The following is a 17,430-nucleotide window of genomic DNA, read 5'->3' as shown; positions in this document are numbered from 1 at the left end:
CTCAGCCGCCCGCGGACTCGGTGAGGGACTCCCGCAGCTCTGTGACCAGGCTCCTGACCTGCTCCGCCGTGAGGCCACGGACGTTCTCGGAGGTCACCTCGAGGGAGTTCTCACCCACGGTCAGCGTGACCGACAACGTGCCGACGCGCCGCCGGAGCCACGCGACGAGAGCTGCCACCATGACGGTGATCGCACCGCCCTGTCCCACCGCGACGACCAGAGCCGAGTCGAGAACGCCGAGCTCGCCAGGCCGAGGCCGGCCGGCCACCGGACGTACGCGTCCGCGCAGCTCGTCGACATCCGACAGCTCCTGGTCGAGCGCGCGAAGCTGGTCCGTCGCTCCATCGCCCTGAACCGTGATCGTCACGTCCATGTCGACCCAGCCTTCAACCAGTGTGCGGACGCCGGAAGCCTGACCTCATCCTGACCTGCCACCGAGTGCTTGGTACAGAACGTGAGAGATGTCGGTGCAGATCCGTGCGGGGTCGACCCTGTCGACCGGCTTGCGCCGGAGCTGGTCGGCAGTCGCGTCCCTACGAGGAGGGGTCTGCCGATGGGCTCGGTGATACAGACGTGCGGTGGCCCGCGGCGTGTCGACGACGCCTGAACACTGAGCCGTAATCGACGGGTGAATCTTGAGCACCCCGAGTACGGCTTGGGGTGTGATCACTCTGGCCCAACGCCGACGCACCCAGACCACCCGGTCCCACCTCGACGGTCACGTGGTCGCGATCCGGGCGCTGCCGGACTACGACGCCCTGTTCGGCGTCGACTTCGACCCGGGCCCACCACGAACCGGGCCGATGACCAAGGAGCGCAGATGACCACCACCAGGACCGCCAAGACCGACGCGCCACGACCCGACCAGCTGGGGTCCAAGCTCGCCTACCTGACCCGCGTCCTGAAGACCCCCACGATCGGGCGGACCTGGGCCGACCTGGCCGACCTGGCCGACCTGGCCCGCACCGAGAACTGGTCCCACGAGGAGTACCTCGCCGCGGTCCTGGAGCGTCAGGTCGCCGACCGGGAGTCCGCCGGGTCGATCATGCGGATCCGCACCGCGCACTTCCCGGCGGTCAAGACCCTGGAGGACTTCAACCTCGAGCACCTGCCCTCACTCAGGAAGGACCTGCTCGCGCACCTGGCCACCGTCACGTTCGTGCCCAAGGCCGAGAACGTGGTCCTGCTCGGGCCGCCCGGGATCGGCAAGACCCACCTGACCATCGGCTTGGGCATCAAGACCGCCCAAGCCGGCTACTCCGTGCTGTTCGACACCGCCACCAACTGGATCGCCCGCCTCGCCGCCGCGCACCACGGCGGGGCACTGGAAGCCGCGCTGAAGAAGATCCGCCGCTACCGGCTGATCATCATCGACGAGGTCGGCTACATCCCCTTCGACCACGACGCCGCGAACCTGTTCTTCCAGCTCGTCGCCTCCCGCTACGAACAAGGCTGGATCATGGTCACCTCGAACCTGCCCTTCGGCCGCTGGGGCGAGGTCTTCGGCGACGAAGTCGTGGCCGCCGCGATGATCGACCGACTCGTCCACCACGCCGAAGTCCTCACCCTGGCCGGCGAGTCCTACCGCACCCGCGCCCGCCGCGAACTCCTTGCCAAAGACCGCGACAACTGACCTGACCTGCCCCAACTCGATTGGGCGCGATAGCCCGCCCCGGTCGACCCAGTGCCGGGGGCGCGAGCATCGCGGCATGAGCGCGCGGGTCAGTCAGGCGGTGACAACCCACCGCTGCAACGCCTCGACGACCTCCGGGGGACCGTCGCCGTCACCGCTCGCCCATGGATCGGCGGCGTTGCCCTGCAACCACGCAAGAACGTCAGATGGATCGGCGTGACCACCCGCCTCAAGCGGCGCCCGCACCATCTCCTCGTTCGGAAGATCGTCCGGCCAGCGCCGCCATCCGATGCCATCGACCGTGTCGAAGATGATCCAGTCGGGCGACTCATCGAGCGTGACGCAGGCGCAGATGGTCAGGACGTGCCGAGCACGTCCCTGCCAGGAGCCCGCTGGGTTGCGCAAAGCCGCACCACCCAGCAGGACCTCAATCCCCTCGACTGCTGGATCCCGCCCTGGCCCGCTCTGCGGTCGCTTTCCGGACATGACGACACCGTAATCCCGAGCCGACTCGCGCCCGCCTATCGCGGCGACCTGCTCAGTTTTCGGCCGTCGATACCTGCTCAGGGTTCAGCCGTCGTTGACACCGCGCTGCGTCGACGCTACACATCGCGTCACACCGGCGGCGCAGCCCACTCGCTGGACCCGGCCGGCTTCCTCGCGCGACGGCTCTCGCGCCCTTCGCGACCCACTCCACATGAAAAGTCCCAGGTCATGGAGCTCTGACCTGGGACTTCGTGGTGGGCGATACTGGGATCGAACCAGTGACCTCTTCCGTGTCAGGGAAGCGCGCTACCGCTGCGCCAATCGCCCGGGTTGTGATCCGGGGCACAACACACTGCTGATGTCCTACGAGGTGGAGATGGGATTCGAACCCACGTATACGGCTTTGCAGGCCGCTGCCTCGCCTCTCGGCCACTCCACCCTGAGACCGCAGTCCAGAGCGGCTGGCAAGCCGATCAGGATGTCTGCCTCCGAGCGGACGACGGGATTCGAACCCGCGACCCTCACCTTGGCAAGGTGATGCTCTACCACTGAGCCACGTCCGCACAGCACGTCCGCCGGTTTTCACCGGTGCTCCGTGTGCGTCCCGAACTCTAACCGACGATCTCGGCGAGAGTCCAACTGGCCCCCGGCAGACGGGTCATCGCGCGGATGTGTGGGCGTCCGATCCCGTGTCGATAGCGTGAGCAGGTGCCTGAGCAAACCGCGCGGGCGTCTGCGAGCGCATGGTTCGCCGGCGTCGAGGCGACCGACCTGATCGAGGTCGTCGACGTACGGGCCGAGCCGCACCGGATGACGGAGCCGGGCTGGTGGGCCGTCGTCGGCGACTTCGAAGGCCGCGTGCGGGCCTGGCGCTTCGCGACGGTGACGCCGGCGAAGGTCGGGGGCGCACGGTCGTGGAAGGGACCGGATGTCGGGGCGTGGACGTCGTCGCTGGACCGCGACGAGTACGCGAATGCGGTCGAGGTCGTGCGGGGGCGCATTCAGGAAGGCGATGTCTACCAGGCAAACATCTGCCGGGTGCTGTCCGCACGGCTTCCCGACGAGCCCGACGCTCGCGCCCTGGCGGCGGTGCTGGACGCCGGGAACCCGGCACCGTTCGCCGGTGGCGTGCACGTGCCGACGGGCGGTGCGCACGACGCCGTGTGGGTGGTCACGGCGTCCCCTGAGCTGTTCCTTCGGGTGGCCGACGGGGTCGTGACGTCGGGACCGATCAAGGGCACGGCAGCCACCGCGGATGCGCTGACCGCCAAGGACCGTGCAGAGAACGTCATGATCACCGACCTCGTGCGCAACGACCTGCAGCGGGTCTGCGCGCCGGGCACGGTCGAGGTGACGTCGTTGCTGGGTGAGGAACATCACCCCGGACTGGTCCACCTGGTCTCGACAGTGCAGGGCGTTCTGGACCGCTCCGTGGTCGACGCCCCCGACCTGTGGGCGCGTCTGCTGGAGGCGACCTACCCGCCGGGGTCCGTCTCGGGCGCGCCGAAGGCGTCCGCGCTGCGGATCATCGAGTCCCTGGAGCGTGAGGCCCGGGGTCCGTACTGCGGTGCGGTCGGCTGGATCGAGGTCGGAGACGACGGTTCGGTGCGGGCTGAGCTGGCGGTCGGGATCCGGACGTTCTGGTGGTCCGACGGCTTCCTGCGCTTCGGCACCGGGGCCGGGATCACGTGGGGGAGCGACCGGGAGGCCGAGTGGACGGAGACCGAGCTGAAGGCCGCCCGACTCGTCGGTCTGGCGTCCGACGTCGACGTCGGGCCGGTGCCAGAATGACCGGATGAGCGTGGTGATCTGGTCGGACGGTCGTCTGTACTCTCCCGACGAAGCCGTGGTCACCGGCGTGGACCACGGGCTCACGGTCGGCGACGGAGTCTTCGAGACCTGCGCCGTCTACGGAGGTACGGCGTTCGCCCTGAGTCGTCACCTCCAGCGTCTGCGTCGCTCCGCGTTGGGCATCGGCCTGGCGGAACCGGACCTGCACGCCGTCCGCGAGGGTGTGCGAGCCGTTCTCGCCGCGGCCGGCCCGGACACCGGCCGACTGCGGATCACGCTCACGGGCGGGGTGGGTCCGCTCGGCTCGAACCGGCTGCCGCCCGAGGACCAGCACCAGAGCCTGCTGGTCCTGGCCGGCCCGGCCGTGCCGTCGCCCGTGTCCCGCGTCGTGCGGGTGCCGTGGGTGCGCAACGAGCGATCGGCCGTGGCCGGCCTGAAGACGACGTCCTACGCCGAGAACGTCGTCGCAGTCGCCGAGGCGTACCGGCGCGGAGCCGACGAGGCGGTCCTGGCCAACACCGTCGGTGAGCTCTGCGAGGGAACGGCGTCGAACGTCTTCCTCGAACGCGCCGGCGAGCTGGTCACACCCCCGCTGTCCAGCGGGTGCCTCGCGGGGATCACCCGCGAGCTGCTGCTCGAGTGGGCCGCGCAGGAGGGTCTGCCGGTTCGGGAGGCGGCGCCGGGGGAGCTGCGCTACGAGGTGCTCGACGAGGTGGCCGACGGGTCGGCACAGCTGATGATGAGCGGGTCCATCCGCAACGTCTCGCCGGTCGTGAGCCTGGACGGCGCGGAGGTCACGGCCGGCCCGGTGTCACTCGAGGCGCAGCGACTGTTCCAGAAGCGCCTCGCCGACGACCTCGACCCGTGACATACGAACGACCGGCCCCGCCGCAGCGGAACCGGTCGTCGGAGGATGGGTGTCAGGCGGTGAGCAGCGCGGCGATCAGCGCCGTGATCTCGCCTTCCATGCGGTCGCTCTCGGTACCCAGAGGCACCAGCGCCTCGGTACCGGACAAGAAGCGTTCGATCGGCTCGGTGGGCGCGGCGAGCAGTGCGCTGCCCTCGACACCACTGAGCGAAACGAGCGTGTAGTCGGGGTCTTCGTCTCGCCACACCTGGACGTCGCCCGTACCCGCCGGTGCTTCGGCGGTTGCGTGCATTCCCAGGGAGAGCAGCTCGCGTCCGACCAGCCACGTCGACATGGTGTGCGGGCCTGTGAAGACCGCGCGTACCGTGTACGGATCGGTGGTTCGGAACGAGAACTCTGCGCTCACCGGGATGACGCTCGCGTCGGATCCGATGAGCTGCATGGCGACGACCTCGACGACGTCGTAGGTCGAGCTCGTCATCGGGTCCTCCTATTCGCAAGGGCTGGAGGCTCCATCATGGCAGGACGATTGCCGGATTGGACCGGTAACAACCCCTAGTTCACCCGGAGGGACGCGCCGCGGAACCGGGGATGGGTCACAGCACCTACGCGTGAGATGACACGAACGTGGGCGTGGGAGCGCGGGCAGGCCCTGATCAGGGCGTATTTGCCCGCACGTGATGTCCAGTTCGGAATCTCGTCGCCCGCCGGGTAACATTCCTTCGACATCACCCGCTGGTGGTGCTCCTCGGTAGACACGGTGTGTCGCACCGACGGGCACAGACGGTGGGGGATGGGCGATTGGCTCAGTTGGTAGAGCGCCTCGTTCACACCGAGGAGGTCATCGGTTCGAGTCCGGTATCGCCCACGTTCACCAGAAGGGGTCGGCCCGTGGGCCGGCCCCTTCTGGCGTCCCATAACGCGTCGGGCAGGCGTCGTCCCCGCCGGTAGCATCGAGTGGCCTGCCGCCCGGGCGGGCCGCCACGAAGGAGGCAGTACCGGTGCCCGAGCTCATCACCCTCACCGTCGACGGGATCGCGACCACGGTGGAGCCGGGGACGACGGGTACCGACCTGTACTCCGCCCGGCGCGATGTCGTCGTGGTCCGTGTGGACGGCGACCTGCGCGACCTGCACCTTCCGCTGATCGAGGGTGCGGTCGTCGAGGCCGTCACCATCGAGGAGCCCGACGGCCTGGCCGTCCTGCGGCACTCGGCGGCGCACATGCTCGCGCAGGCCGTCCAGGAGGTGGTCCCGACCGCGAAGCTGGGCATCGGGCCGCCGATCACCGACGGCTTCTACTACGACTTCGACGTGGACACCCCGTTCACCCCGGAGGACCTCAAGGCGATCGAGAAGGTCATGGGCCGCATCGTCAAGGAGGGTCAGACCTTCCGCCGGTGGGACGTCACCGAGGACGAGGCTCGCGCCGAGCTGCGCGACGAGCCCTACAAGCTCGAGCTGATCGGGCTCAAGGGTGATCCCGGCGCGGCCGAGGGGGCCTCGGTCGAGGTGGGCCTGGGCGGCCTGAGCATCTACCAGAACGTCCGTGGGGCCGGCCGGGAGACCGAGCAGGTCGTCTGGCAGGACCTGTGCCGTGGGCCGCACGTCCCGAGCACCCGCGTGCTGGGCAACGGCTTCCAGCTGACCCGGTCGGCTGCCGCCTACTGGCGCGGGTCCGAGAAGAACCCTCAGCTCCAGCGCGTCTACGGCACCGCCTGGCCGACGAAGGACGAGCTGCGGGCGTACCTCGAGCGCATCGCGGAGGCGGAGCGTCGGGACCACCGCCGGCTCGGCACCGAGCTCGACCTGTTCTCCTTCCCCGAGGAGATCGGCTCCGGGCTGGCCGTGTTCCACCCCAAGGGCGGCGTGATCCGCATGGAGATGGAGCACTACAGCCGGCTGCGCCACGTGCAGGGCGGGTACGAGTTCGTGAACACCCCGCACATCACCAAGAGCAAGCTGTACGAGATCTCGGGGCACCTCGACTGGTACGCGGACGGCATGTACCCCCCGATGACCCTCGACGAGGAGCGCGACGCCGAGGGGCACGTGCGCAAGGCGGGGCAGCAGTACTACCTCAAGCCGATGAACTGCCCGATGCACAACCTGATCTTCGCGGCCCGTGGCCGGTCCTACCGGGAGCTGCCCCTGCGGCTCTTCGAGTTCGGCACGGTCTACCGGTACGAGAAGTCCGGCGTCGTGCACGGCATGACCCGCGCGCGCGGCTTCACCCAGGACGACGCCCACATCTACTGCACCCGCGAGCAGATGGCGGACGAGCTCACCACCACGCTGAAGTTCGTGCTGGACCTGCTCAAGGACTACGGGCTGGACGACTACTACCTCGAGCTCTCGACCAAGAACCCGGACAAGTCCGTCGGCTCCGACGAGGTCTGGGAAGAGGCGACCGAGACCCTGCGCCAGGTCGCGGAGGCGTCCGGTCTCGACCTCGTGCCCGACCCGGGCGGCGCCGCGTTCTACGGCCCGAAGATCTCCGTGCAGGTCAAGGACGCCCTCGGGCGCACCTGGCAGATGTCGACCATCCAGCTCGACTTCAACCTGCCCGAGCGGTTCGAGCTCGAGTACACGGCCTCCGACGGCAGCCGCCAGCGGCCCGTGATGATCCACCGTGCCCTCTTCGGGTCCGTCGAGCGGTTCTTCGCGGTGCTGACCGAGCACTACGGCGGCGCGTTCCCGGCCTGGCTCGCGCCCGTCCAGGTGCTCGCGGTGCCGGTCGCGGAGCCGTTCGAGCCGTACCTCGACGACGTCGTGGCGCAGCTGAGGGCGCAGGGCATCCGCGCCGAGGTGGACCGGTCGGACGACCGGTTCGGCAAGAAGATCCGCAACGCCAGCACGCAGAAGATCCCGTTCGTGCTCATCGCGGGCGGCGAGGACGCCGAGGCCGGCGGCGTCTCGTTCCGCTACCGCGACGGGCGCCAGGACAACGGGGTGCCTGTGGCGGAGGCGATCGAGCGCATCGTCTCCGCGGTCCGCGATCGCGTGCAGGTCTGACGGGTGTCCGACATCGAGCCTGCCGACGACCTCGCCGGTGTGCCCGACGGCTTCGAGCGGCTCTGGACCCCGCACCGGATGGCGTACATCGGTGGGCAGGACAAGCCGACCGACGGCGAGGCGGGCCTGGGATGCCCGTTCTGCCGGGCACCGACCCGGACGGACGAGGACGCGCTGATCGTGGCTCGCGGGGAGCTCGCGTTCGTCGTCCTCAACCTGTACCCCTACAACTCGGGGCACCTGATGGTCTGCCCGTACCGGCACGTCGCCGACTACACGGACCTGACAGAGGCCGAGGTCGCGGAGGTCGCCGCCCTGACGCGTACGGCGATGGGTGTCCTGCGCGAGGTCTCGAGCCCGCACGGCTTCAACCTCGGCATGAACCAGGGCGACGTCGCCGGCGCCGGGATCGCTCACCACCTGCACCAGCACGTGGTGCCGCGCTGGGGTGGCGACTCCAACTTCCTGCCGATCGTCGGCCGGAGCCGTGCCCTGCCCGAGCTCCTGGGCGACACGCGGGCACGCCTCGCAGCGGCGTGGCCGACCGCACCGAAGGGATGATCAGCACGTGCTGAACGGACTGCGCGGTGCCATGACCCGCTTCTTCACGCCTCTGGCCACGCTCCTGCTGCGGATGGGGGTCTCGCCGGACGCGGTGACGATCGGCGGCACGCTCGTCGTCGTCGCGACGGCCCTGTGGGCGTTCCCGACCGGTCACCTGCTCCTCGGCACCCTGATCATCACGGTGTTCGTGCTGACCGACTCGCTCGACGGCGTGATGGCACGCCAGGCCGGACGGACGGGTCCGTGGGGTGCGTTCCTCGACTCGACGATGGACCGCTTCGGGGACGGTGCGATCTTCGCCGGCCTTGTCCTGTGGTTCACCGCGGGTGGTGACGACCGGCTCACCGCGATCCTCGCGCTCGTGTGCCTCGTCCTCGGTTCGATCGTGCCGTACGCGCGGGCGCGGGCCGAGGGCCTCGGGATGACGGCCTCCGGCGGGATCGCGGAGCGGGCCGACCGGCTCCTTCTTGTCCTCGTCGCCACCGGCGCCGTCGGCATCGGTGCCCCGACCGCGGTCCTGACAGTCATCCTTGCGCTGCTGGCGGTCGCGTCCGCCGTCACGATCGTGCAGCGGATGAGCAAGGTCTACCGACAGGCGGCGGGAGTCGCGCGGTGAAGGTCGACGTCGCGCGGCTCTACGCGTTCGGATGGAAGGTCGCGGGAAAGGTGCCCGGGCCCGTGCTGCGCGGCGCGTTCGCCGTCGTCGCCGACCTCGCCTGGCTGCGGCGCACGGGCGGCGTCGTGCAGCTCGAGAAGAACCTGGCCCGCGCTCGCCCCGACCTCGATGCGCGCACCCTGCGCCGGCTGGGCCGGGCGGGGATGCGCTCCTACATGCGGTACTTCGGTGAGGCGTTCACGCTCGGCTCGCTGAGCAGCGCGCAGGTCGACGCCCGTGTCCGCGGAGTCGGGCTGGAGAACCTCCGGCCCTACACCGAGAGCGGGAGGTCGGTGGTCCTGGCGCTCGGCCATGTCGGCAACTGGGACCTCGCCGGGGCCTGGGCCACCCGGGCGATCGCTCCCGTCACGACGGTGGCCGAGCGGCTCGAGCCGGAGGAGCTCTTCCAGGAGTTCCTCGCGTTCCGCGAGAGCATCGGCCTCACGATCTTCCCCCTCACGGGTTCGGGGGACGTCTTTCGTGGGCTGGTGCGCGCGGCCCGCGGAGGCCCCGGCCTGATCCCGCTCCTCGCGGACCGGGACCTGACCGCGAGCGGCGTCGAGGCGGACCTGTTCGGTCTGCGCGCGCGGTTCGCGGCGGGTCCCGCCGCACTGGCGATCTCCACGGGTGCTCCGCTGGTCACCACGGTGATCTCCTACGAGCGGCTCACCGGAGCGCGACGCAAGGCGGCGGGGTCGCCGTGGGGGATCGTCGTCGACTTCCACGAGCCGATCCCGGTCCCGACGGGTATCCCGCGTGCCGACCAGGTCCGCGTGCTCACACAGGCGTGGGTCGACGAGCTGGGCGCGGGCATCCGTCGGTACCCGCAGGACTGGCACATGCTCCAGAAGCTGTTCGTCGAGGACCTCGATCCCGAGCGCTACGCGGCCGTGCTGGAGCGCGCGGAGCGACCCGCATGAGCATGCCTGACGACGTGCGGCCGCTCCGGGTGGGCATCGTCTGCCCGTACTCCTACGACGTCCCCGGCGGGGTGCAGTTCCACGTGCGGGACCTGGCCGAGGCCCTGATCGCCCGCGGCCACACCGTCTCTGTCCTCGTCCCTGCCGACGACGACACCGAGATCCCCGACTACATGACGGCGGCCGGCCGGGCGATCCCCGTCCGCTACAACGGCGCCGTCGCCCGCATGACCTTCGGCCCCGTCACCGCGGCGCGGGTGCGCAAGTGGCTCGCGGTAGGGGAGTTCGACGTCCTCCACCTGCACGAGCCTGTGACGCCCAGCCTCGGGATGCTCGCGCTCTGGATCGCCGACGGACCGATCGTCGCCACCTTCCACACGGCGCTCATCCGCTCCCGGCCGCTCCAGATGGCCTACCCCTTGGTCCGCCAGTCGCTGGAGAAGATCTCCGCGCGCATCGCCGTCTCCGAGGACGCCCGACGCACCCTGGTCGAGCACATGGGCGGCGACGCCGTGGTGATCCCCAACGGCGTCTACACCCAGGGCTTCATCGACGCCGAGCCCGACGCCCGGTGGACCGGAACTCCCGAGGCGCCGACGATCGCGTTCCTGGGGCGCCTCGACGAGGCCCGAAAGGGACTCCCGGTGCTGCTCGACGCCGTTCCCCGGGTGCTCGCCGCCATCCCCGGTGCGCGGTTCCTCGTCGCCGGTCGTGGGGAGACGGGTCCCGACGAGGTTCGCGAGCTGCTCGGCGAGAAGGCCGCCGGTGCGGTCGAGTTCCTCGGCGGCATCTCTGACGAGGAGAAGGCCAAGCTGCTCTCCTCGGTCGACGTCTACTGCGCGCCGCAGACCGGTGGCGAGAGCTTCGGGATCGTCCTGGTGGAGGCGATGAGCGCCGGCGCGGCCGTCGTCGCGAGTGATCTGGGTGCGTTCTCACGGGTCCTGGACGACGGCGCGGCGGGGGTGCTGTTCACGACGGGCGACAGCGACGACCTGGCGCGCACGCTCATCCGCGTCCTGCTGGATCCCGCGCTGCGCGCCTCCGTGACGGCGCGGGCTCGCGAAGCCGTGCCGCAGTACGACTGGTCGGTCGTGACCGACCAGGTGCTGACCGTCTACGAGATGGTCGTTGCCGACCGCCGCGAGCCGGTGGGCGAGGACCCGTCGTCGCAGCGCGGTGCGCGGCTGCGCGGACGGAGCGCGGCCCGATGAGCTGGTCGGAGCTCTCCGTCTACATCACGATCGTCCTCGGACTGGGTCTGTGGTGGGTCTGGGTCGCCGCATCGCGCCTCGACCGGCTGCACCGGAAGGTCTCCTCGTCGAAGGCCGTCGTCGATGCGCAGCTCGTCCGGCGCGCGACGGTTGCGGCCGAGCTCGCCACGTCGGGCCTGTTCGACCCGGTCAGCTCGGTGCTCGTCGGTGAGGCCGCCTGGGCGGCGTTGTCCGCAGGCGGCCCCGATCCCACCGACGTCGGGGCGTTGCCTTCCGACCTGCGTCGGCTGCTCGAGTCCGACCGCGGCGCGCTGCCGCTGACCCTCGGCGGTCCGGCGCACGGCCAACCGGCGCCGGTCGACCGCGGGCGCATCGAGAGCGAGCTGTCCGCAACTCTGCGTGAGGTGCTCGACGACCCCGACGAGGTCGCCGTCCTGCGAGCCGACCCGACCGGCGACGAGCTCGCCGACGCGCTCGCCTCCGCCTGGTACCGGGTCCAGCTTGCGCGTCGCTTCCACAACGAGGCGGTGGCGCAGACCGCCCACGCGCGCAGCGCACCGTTCGCCCGGCTCATGCGACTGGCCGGGCACGCCCCCGTCCCGCACTCGCTCGAGCTCGACGACACGTGGCCCGAGAACCTCGGCCGTCCGGGCAGTCGGTCCGCCGCGGGCACCGAGGGGCACTAGCGGCCCCGTCAGCGGCCCGGACGCTCGTGCCGCACGGTCTACGATTGACCATCGTGGCCGGCGGAAACCGGCCCCGATTCCGTCTACGACCTACCCGTACACGATCTGTGAGGCTCGACGTGACCAGCGAGAACAGCCAGCCCACCACCGCGACGCACGCCGGCGTCATCGGCACCGCCCGTGTGAAGCGCGGGATGGCCGAGATGCTCAAGGGCGGCGTCATCATGGACGTCGTCACCGCGGACCAGGCGAAGATCGCCGAGGACGCCGGCGCTGTCGCCGTCATGGCGCTCGAGCGCGTACCGGCCGACATCCGCGCTCAGGGTGGCGTCGCACGCATGAGCGACCCTGACCTGATCGACGGGATCATCGAGGCCGTCTCCATCCCCGTGATGGCCAAGGCGCGCATCGGGCACTTCGTCGAGGCGCAGGTGCTCCAGTCGCTCGGTGTCGACTACGTCGACGAGTCCGAGGTGCTCACGCCCGCCGACTACGCGCACCACATCGACAAGTGGAACTTCACCGTCCCCTTCGTGTGCGGCGCGACGAACCTCGGCGAGGCCCTGCGCCGCATCACCGAGGGTGCGGCGATGATCCGCTCCAAGGGTGAGGCGGGCACGGGCGACGTCTCCAACGCGACGACGCACATGCGCACGCTGCGCGACCAGATCCGCCGGCTGACCTCGCTGCCGGAGGACGAGCTGTTCGTCGCTGCCAAGGAGCTGCAGGCGCCGTTCGACCTCGTCAAGGAGGTCGCACTCGCCGGGAAGCTCCCCGTGGTGCTCTTCACCGCCGGCGGCATCGCCACCCCGGCAGACGCCGCGATGATGATGCAGCTCGGCGCTGAGGGTGTGTTCGTCGGATCGGGCATCTTCAAGTCCGGCAACCCGGCCGAGCGCGCCGCGGCGATCGTCAAGGCGACGACGTTCTTCGACGACCCCGACGTGATCGCCAAGGTGTCCCGCGGGCTGGGCGAGGCCATGGTCGGTATCAATGTCGAGGACGTCCCCGAGCCGCACCGCCTGGCCGAGCGCGGCTGGTGACACAGGACCACACGACGGCCGAGGCCGCGGACGACGAGTCCGCGGCCTCAGCCGTCCCCGGTCGCACCAGCGCCGACGGCGGAGGTCCGGTCCACGGACTCGGACCGGAGTGGCGGCGCGGCGCGGACGGCCTGCTGTTCCGCGAGGCCGCGCGGGTGATCCTGCTCGACGAGCTCGACCGGGTGCTCCTCATCCGGGGGCACGACGTGGACCAGCCCGAACGCAGCTGGTGGTTCACGGTCGGCGGTGGGATCGACGACGGCGAGGACTCGGCGGCCGCAGCCATCCGGGAGGTCCGCGAGGAGACCGGGATCTCGCTGGGTGTCGACGACCTCGTCGGACCGGTGTTCACCCGCTCGGCAATCTTCGACTTCTACGCGGAGCACTGCCGTCAGGACGAGGTGCTCTACCTGGCGCGGGTGCCCGCGGCCGCGTTCGTCCCTGACAGCGCCGGCTGGACCGACCTCGAGCTGGACGTCATCGACGAGCTGCGTTGGTGGTCGCTCGACGACCTTGCCCAGGTCGACATCGAGGTCTTCCCCGACCGCCTGGTCTCCTTGGTCCGCGGCCTGCTGCCGGTCTGGGACGGGGTCATCCAGCACCTGGGGCTGGCGCGCGAGTAGTGGCGCCGGCCGCTCAGGTCACGGTGTGGCGCGTCGCCCAGGCCGGGTCGAGCTGCTCCTCGGCGAGCAGCACGGCCCGCAGGGCACGCGCCGCGGTGACCATGTCGGCGTGCGTCAGGTAGGGCGCCGCCACGCCCAGCCGCACGATGTCGGGCGTCCGGAAGTCGCCGACCACGCCCCGGACAGCGAGCGCCTGGACGATGCCGTAGGCGGCCGGATGATGGACGCCGACCTGGGATCCGCGCTCGGCGTCGTCCTTCGGGGACGCGAACGCAGCGCCGGGCACGAGAGCCTCGATGCAGGCGCGAAGGAACCCGGTGAGCGACAGCGATCGTGCGCGGACGTCGCCGATGTCGATGCCGTCGAAGGCGCGTAGCGCGGCCTCGAGCGCAAGGAGCGAGAGCAGGGGCGGAGTTCCGATCCGCGCGCGAGAGATGCCGGGCGCGCCGCGGTACTCGGTCGCCATGTCGAACGGCTCCGCATGACCGTTCCAGCCGGGTAGGACGTTGACGAACGTGTCCTGGTGCCGTCGGGCCACGTAGCCGAACGCCGGCGCACCGGGGCCGCCGTTGAGGTACTTGTATCCGCAGCCGACGGCCAGGTCGACGCCGTGCGTGTCGAGATCGACGGGTACCGCGCCTGCCGAGTGGCACAGGTCCCACACGGCGAGTGCCCCCACCGAGTGGGTCGCCGCGGTCAGGCCGGGCAGGTCGCGCAGCTCGCCGGTGCGGTAGTCGACGTGCGACAGCACGACCGCGGCGACGTCGTCGTCGAGCAGGCCCGGGATCTCGTCGACGCGCGCGTGGACCACCCGCCAGCCGACCTGGTCGGCGACGCCGTCGATCACGTACCGGTCCGTGGGGAAGCCATCTGCTTCCGTGACCACGACCGACGAGTCCGGGCGCAGGGCCGCGGCCGCGTGCAGGCTCTGGTGGAGGCGGACGCTCGTGGAGTCCCCGACGACGACCTGCCCTGGCGCCGCTCCGACGATCCGGCCGACGGCGTCGCCGACCCGGGTCGGCGCGTCCCACCAGCCGTGGGTGTTCCACGAGGCGATGAGGTCGGTGCCCCACTGACCGCGGATCACGGACGCGACGGCGTCCGCGACACCGACGGGCAGGGCGCCGAGCGAGTTGCCGTCGAGATAGACGACGCCCTCCGGCAGCTCGAACCGCGCCCGCAGGTCGGTGTCTGCGTGCGCGGTGTCGAGGGAGGCGGCGCGCTGGTCGAGATCGTCGTTCACAGGGCTGGAGCCTACGGCGCTCGATGTCAGTGCGTGCTCGTACAGTTGTTCGAGTCGACTCGTGCAGGAACGACCACAGGAGATCTAGATGAGCAACCACCCCGACGGCTCCACACCCCGCTCCGCCTTCCCAGCCCCGCCGGCGCTGCCGCGCATCAACGACGACCCGGAGCGCCTGATCGGTCTCGTCTGGCAGCTCGAGACCGAGGACGCCCGTTCCCTCGACGTGTGTGGGCTTCTCGAGAACATCTCGATCTATCAGGCGCTCATCGACCACGCCGTCGCACGGCAGGCGGAGGCGGAAGCCCTGCTGGCGCACCGTCGGTCCGGGCACGCGGGCTTCGAGGAGTGAGAGGGCCGGGTCTCGCGGCCCCCGCCCATGCGCGACTGAGAGGGCCGGGTCTCCACGGCCCCGCCCGTGGGCGGTCGAGCCCGAGGCCGGTCTCGACCGGCAGGCGGCCAGGGCCGTCCGTACGCGACACCGAGCGTAGGGCCGTGGGTGGTCGCGTCGGTCGCACGTGGCCTTCGCGAACTAAGATCGCGCGCTGTGACCGTGACCGTCGGAGTCCTCGCCCTGCAGGGAGACGTGCGCGAGCACGTGCACGCCCTGACCGCCGTCGGGGTGGCGGCCGTGCCCGTGCGCCGCGAGCGGGAGCTCGATGCCGTGGACGCGCTCGTCCTGCCGGGCGGCGAGTCCACGACCATGGACAAGCTGCTTCGGGCGTTCGACCTGTTCGAGCCGGTCCGCACCCGGCTGCGCGCGGGGATGCCGGCCTACGGGTCGTGCGCGGGCATGATCCTGCTCGCCGACCGCGTTCTCGGCGGCATCGAGGGCCAGCAGACCCTGGGTGGCGTGGACGTCACCGTCCGGCGCAACGCGTTCGGCCGACAGGTCGAGTCGTTCGAGACGGACCTCGACATCGAGGGCATCGACGGGCCTGTGCACGGCGTGTTCATCCGCGCTCCGTGGGTCGAGGAGGTGGGCCCTGCGGCCTCGGTGCTGGCGCGCGTCGAGTCGGGTCCCGCCGCCGGTAGGATCGTTGCCGTCCGCCAGGGTCCGTTGCTCGTGACCTCGTTCCATCCGGAGGTCACCGGAGACACCCGGGTGCACCAACTGTTCGTAGAGATCGTCCGCGACACCCTGTGACGACCGGCCGGAGCCGGCCACAGAGGGTGCGCGGGAGACGAAGGGGTAGCTGAAGCGATGTCGGGTCACTCCAAGTGGGCCACCACCAAGCACAAGAAGGCCGTGGTCGACGCCAAGCGGAGCAAGCTCTTCGCCAAGCTGATCAAGAACATCGAGGTCGCGGCACGCACCGGTGGGGGTGACCTCGCGGGCAACCCGACGCTCTTCGACGCGGTGCAGAAGGCCAAGAAGAACTCGGTCCCGATCGACAACATCAACCGTGCGGTCAAGCGCGGGTCCGGCCAGGAGGCCGGCGGCGCCGACTACACGACGATCATGTACGAGGGCTACGGAGCCGGTGGCATCGCCGTGCTGGTGGAGTGCCTCACGGACAACCGCAACCGGGCCGCCTCGGACGTCCGGGTCGCGTTCACCCGGAACGGCGGTCAGATGGCCGATCCCGGCTCGGTCTCGTACCTGTTCTCGCGCAAGGGCGTCGTCATCGTCCCGAAGGACGGCACGGACGAGGACTCCGTCATGGAGGCGGTGCTGGAGGCGGGGGGCGAGGAGGTCAACGACCTCGGCGAGGCCTTCGAGGTGCTGTCCGAGGCCACGGATCTCGTACCCGTGCGCACGGCTCTGCAGGACGCAGGCATCGAGTACGACTCGGCTGACGTCGTGTTCTGGCCGGCCACGCAGATCGAGGTGGACGCCGAGGGCGCCCGCAAGATCCTCCGCTTGATCGACGCGCTGGAGGACTCCGACGACGTGCAGAACGTGTACGCCAACTTCGACGCGTCCGACGAGGTCATGGCGGAGCTCGAGGACGACTGAGCTCCCGCGCCCGATCCGGAGGGACCCTGCCGCTCGTCGGCGGGGTCCCTCCGTCGTCGGGCCTGGCGTGTCGACTGCCGTCCGGCACGCCTCCCCGGCACGGACCGGGCAGGCTGCGACCATGACCCCGTGCGCGTCCTCGGAGTCGACCCCGGCCTCACCAGGTGCGGTCTGGGTGTCGTCGACGGCCTGCCGGGCCGGCGCCTGGCGATGGTCGCCGTCGGCGTCGCCACCTCCGACGCGGTCTGGGACGTCGACCAGCGGCTGCTGCACGTCGAGAAGCAGATCGAGGAGTGGCTCGAGGAGCACGCGCCGGACGCGGTAGCGGTCGAGCGCGTGTTCGCCCAGCAGAACCTCCGCACCGTGATGGGAACGGCACAGGTCGCGGGCATCGCGATGGTCGCCGCGGCCCGTCGTCGGATCCCGGTCGCGCTGCACACGCCGAGCGAGGTCAAGGCAGCCGTCACCGGGAGCGGCCGGGCGGAGAAGGCCCAGGTGCAGACGATGGTGCAGCGGCTGTTGCGCCTCGAGGACCTGCCACGTCCGGCGGACGCCGCCGACGCGCTCGCGCTGGCCATCTGCCACATCTGGCGCCCCGCGGGTGCCCTCGGGGCGCCGCAGCGCGCGCCCGGGTCGCTGACCCCGGCACAACGTGCGTGGGCCACCGCAGAGCAGGCGGCCCGGCGGCGCGGCTGAGCGTGTCACTCGTACACCTGTTCGCTTGAATGTGCCA

The 17,430-nt window shown here is 70.6% G+C and carries 20 protein-coding genes and 4 tRNA genes; 17 read left to right on the top strand and 7 right to left on the bottom strand.

Translation table 11 applies throughout. The annotated features are described in order from the left end of the window. Window position 1: 1 nt before the first annotated feature. Complete coding sequence (locus I847_RS21550) at window positions 2–373, bottom strand: hypothetical protein (protein ID WP_051274390.1); 372 nt, start codon at window positions 371–373, stop codon at window positions 2–4. A 289-nt stretch (window positions 374–662) separates the two neighbouring features. Between I847_RS21550 and I847_RS26505 the strand changes: the two genes are divergently transcribed. Next, window positions 663–824: a hypothetical protein gene (locus tag I847_RS26505; protein ID WP_155855965.1), complete on the top strand. Its 162-nt coding sequence runs from the start codon at window positions 663–665 to the stop codon at window positions 822–824. Further along, window positions 821–1,633 carry an IS21-like element helper ATPase IstB gene (istB, locus tag I847_RS0102745; RefSeq protein WP_028048464.1) on the top strand — a complete coding sequence of 271 codons (813 nt, stop codon included), beginning with the start codon at window positions 821–823 and terminating at the stop codon, window positions 1,631–1,633. Before I847_RS26505 ends, istB begins: the two co-directional genes overlap by 4 nt. 93 nt (window positions 1,634–1,726) lie before the next feature. Here the strand turns inward: istB and I847_RS0102740 are convergent, their stop codons facing one another. The 4 genes from I847_RS0102740 to I847_RS0102725 all read right to left on the bottom strand — a co-directional run bounded on the left by I847_RS0102740 (window position 1,727) and on the right by I847_RS0102725 (window position 2,682). Then, window positions 1,727–2,119 (bottom strand): hypothetical protein, encoded by a 393-nt coding sequence (locus tag I847_RS0102740; protein ID WP_155855964.1) that lies wholly within the window; start codon window positions 2,117–2,119, stop codon window positions 1,727–1,729. 252 nt (window positions 2,120–2,371) lie between these two features. Beyond that, window positions 2,372–2,446 (bottom strand) — tRNA-Val (locus I847_RS0102735). Between the two features lie 41 nt (window positions 2,447–2,487). Then, window positions 2,488–2,558, bottom strand: a tRNA-Cys gene (locus tag I847_RS0102730). A 52-nt stretch (window positions 2,559–2,610) separates the two neighbouring features. Next, window positions 2,611–2,682: transfer RNA gene (locus tag I847_RS0102725), tRNA-Gly, on the bottom strand. 145 nt (window positions 2,683–2,827) lie between these two features. Here I847_RS0102725 and I847_RS21545 point away from each other — a divergent pair. Beyond that, the gene (locus I847_RS21545) at window positions 2,828–3,910 is read left to right on the top strand and encodes a chorismate-binding protein (RefSeq protein WP_034608752.1); all 1,083 of its coding nucleotides are present in this window, start codon (window positions 2,828–2,830) and stop codon (window positions 3,908–3,910) included. Window positions 3,911–3,914: 4 nt separating this feature from the next. Next, window positions 3,915–4,778 (top strand): aminotransferase class IV, encoded by an 864-nt coding sequence (locus I847_RS0102715; RefSeq protein WP_028048462.1) that lies wholly within the window; start codon window positions 3,915–3,917, stop codon window positions 4,776–4,778. Window positions 4,779–4,830: 52 nt separating this feature from the next. Here the strand turns inward: I847_RS0102715 and I847_RS0102710 are convergent, their stop codons facing one another. Then, window positions 4,831–5,259 (bottom strand): SsgA family sporulation/cell division regulator, encoded by a 429-nt coding sequence (locus tag I847_RS0102710; protein WP_028048461.1) that lies wholly within the window; start codon window positions 5,257–5,259, stop codon window positions 4,831–4,833. A 314-nt stretch (window positions 5,260–5,573) separates the two neighbouring features. Between I847_RS0102710 and I847_RS0102705 the strand changes: the two genes are divergently transcribed. The 9 genes from I847_RS0102705 to I847_RS0102665 all read left to right on the top strand — a co-directional run bounded on the left by I847_RS0102705 (window position 5,574) and on the right by I847_RS0102665 (window position 13,494). Beyond that, a tRNA-Val gene (locus I847_RS0102705) sits at window positions 5,574–5,646 on the top strand. A 133-nt stretch (window positions 5,647–5,779) separates the two neighbouring features. Continuing rightward, on the top strand, window positions 5,780–7,792 hold the full coding sequence (gene thrS, locus I847_RS0102700) for a threonine--tRNA ligase (RefSeq protein ID WP_028048460.1): 2,013 nt from the start codon (window positions 5,780–5,782) through the stop codon (window positions 7,790–7,792). A gap of 3 nt (window positions 7,793–7,795) precedes the next feature. Beyond that, window positions 7,796–8,353 (top strand): HIT domain-containing protein, encoded by a 558-nt coding sequence (locus tag I847_RS0102695; protein WP_028048459.1) that lies wholly within the window; start codon window positions 7,796–7,798, stop codon window positions 8,351–8,353. Between the two features lie 7 nt (window positions 8,354–8,360). After that, on the top strand, window positions 8,361–8,972 hold the full coding sequence (gene pgsA, locus I847_RS0102690) for a phosphatidylinositol phosphate synthase (protein ID WP_028048458.1): 612 nt from the start codon (window positions 8,361–8,363) through the stop codon (window positions 8,970–8,972). Beyond that, window positions 8,969–9,931: a phosphatidylinositol mannoside acyltransferase gene (locus tag I847_RS0102685; RefSeq protein ID WP_028048457.1), complete on the top strand. Its 963-nt coding sequence runs from the start codon at window positions 8,969–8,971 to the stop codon at window positions 9,929–9,931. Before pgsA ends, I847_RS0102685 begins: the two co-directional genes overlap by 4 nt. Beyond that, window positions 9,928–11,142, top strand: coding sequence for a glycosyltransferase family 4 protein (locus tag I847_RS0102680; RefSeq protein WP_034608749.1), 1,215 nt, complete (start codon window positions 9,928–9,930; stop codon window positions 11,140–11,142). Before I847_RS0102685 ends, I847_RS0102680 begins: the two co-directional genes overlap by 4 nt. Next, window positions 11,139–11,828, top strand: coding sequence for a hypothetical protein (locus tag I847_RS0102675; protein WP_028048455.1), 690 nt, complete (start codon window positions 11,139–11,141; stop codon window positions 11,826–11,828). Before I847_RS0102680 ends, I847_RS0102675 begins: the two co-directional genes overlap by 4 nt. 119 nt (window positions 11,829–11,947) lie before the next feature. Further along, window positions 11,948–12,871, top strand: coding sequence for a pyridoxal 5'-phosphate synthase lyase subunit PdxS (gene pdxS, locus I847_RS0102670; protein ID WP_028048454.1), 924 nt, complete (start codon window positions 11,948–11,950; stop codon window positions 12,869–12,871). After that, complete coding sequence (locus I847_RS0102665; protein ID WP_034608746.1) at window positions 12,868–13,494, top strand: NUDIX hydrolase; 627 nt, start codon at window positions 12,868–12,870, stop codon at window positions 13,492–13,494. The genes pdxS and I847_RS0102665 overlap by 4 nt, the downstream gene beginning before the upstream one ends. A gap of 13 nt (window positions 13,495–13,507) precedes the next feature. On the opposite strand, the gene I847_RS0102660 is transcribed toward I847_RS0102665, so the two are convergent. Next, entirely contained in the window at window positions 13,508–14,737 is a 1,230-nt protein-coding gene (locus tag I847_RS0102660; protein ID WP_028048452.1) for a kynureninase, read from the bottom strand. Between the two features lie 88 nt (window positions 14,738–14,825). Here I847_RS0102660 and I847_RS0102655 point away from each other — a divergent pair, with 88 nt between their 5' ends. The 4 genes from I847_RS0102655 to ruvC all read left to right on the top strand — a co-directional run bounded on the left by I847_RS0102655 (window position 14,826) and on the right by ruvC (window position 17,393). Further along, complete coding sequence (locus tag I847_RS0102655) at window positions 14,826–15,089, top strand: hypothetical protein (protein WP_028048451.1); 264 nt, start codon at window positions 14,826–14,828, stop codon at window positions 15,087–15,089. 195 nt (window positions 15,090–15,284) lie between these two features. Beyond that, window positions 15,285–15,884 carry a pyridoxal 5'-phosphate synthase glutaminase subunit PdxT gene (gene pdxT / locus I847_RS0102650; protein WP_028048450.1) on the top strand — a complete coding sequence of 200 codons (600 nt, stop codon included), beginning with the start codon at window positions 15,285–15,287 and terminating at the stop codon, window positions 15,882–15,884. A gap of 57 nt (window positions 15,885–15,941) precedes the next feature. Beyond that, the gene (locus I847_RS0102645) at window positions 15,942–16,697 is read left to right on the top strand and encodes a YebC/PmpR family DNA-binding transcriptional regulator (RefSeq protein ID WP_028048449.1); all 756 of its coding nucleotides are present in this window, start codon (window positions 15,942–15,944) and stop codon (window positions 16,695–16,697) included. A 129-nt stretch (window positions 16,698–16,826) separates the two neighbouring features. Continuing rightward, a complete protein-coding gene (gene ruvC / locus I847_RS0102640; RefSeq protein WP_028048448.1) occupies window positions 16,827–17,393 on the top strand; it encodes a crossover junction endodeoxyribonuclease RuvC in 567 nt (188 codons plus the stop codon). Window positions 17,394–17,430 lie beyond the last annotated feature (37 nt).

The organism is Cellulomonas sp. URHD0024, from assembly GCF_000426185.1.
Classification (GTDB): domain Bacteria; phylum Actinomycetota; class Actinomycetes; order Actinomycetales; family Cellulomonadaceae; genus Cellulomonas.
This window is presented reverse-complemented; position numbering and strand designations above follow the sequence as displayed.

Coding starts and splice junctions, on each gene's coding strand:
- I847_RS21550 (WP_051274390.1), bottom strand. CDS start 373: ATGGACGTGACGATCACGGTTCAGGGCGATGGAGCGACGGACCAGCTT.
- istB (WP_028048464.1), top strand. CDS start 821: ATGACCACCACCAGGACCGCCAAGACCGACGCGCCACGACCCGACCAG.
- I847_RS0102740 (WP_155855964.1), bottom strand. CDS start 2,119: ATGTCCGGAAAGCGACCGCAGAGCGGGCCAGGGCGGGATCCAGCAGTC.
- I847_RS0102715 (WP_028048462.1), top strand. CDS start 3,915: ATGAGCGTGGTGATCTGGTCGGACGGTCGTCTGTACTCTCCCGACGAA.
- I847_RS0102710 (WP_028048461.1), bottom strand. CDS start 5,259: ATGACGAGCTCGACCTACGACGTCGTCGAGGTCGTCGCCATGCAGCTC.
- I847_RS0102680 (WP_034608749.1), top strand. CDS start 9,928: ATGAGCATGCCTGACGACGTGCGGCCGCTCCGGGTGGGCATCGTCTGC.
- I847_RS0102675 (WP_028048455.1), top strand. CDS start 11,139: ATGAGCTGGTCGGAGCTCTCCGTCTACATCACGATCGTCCTCGGACTG.
- I847_RS0102655 (WP_028048451.1), top strand. CDS start 14,826: ATGAGCAACCACCCCGACGGCTCCACACCCCGCTCCGCCTTCCCAGCC.
- I847_RS0102645 (WP_028048449.1), top strand. CDS start 15,942: ATGTCGGGTCACTCCAAGTGGGCCACCACCAAGCACAAGAAGGCCGTG.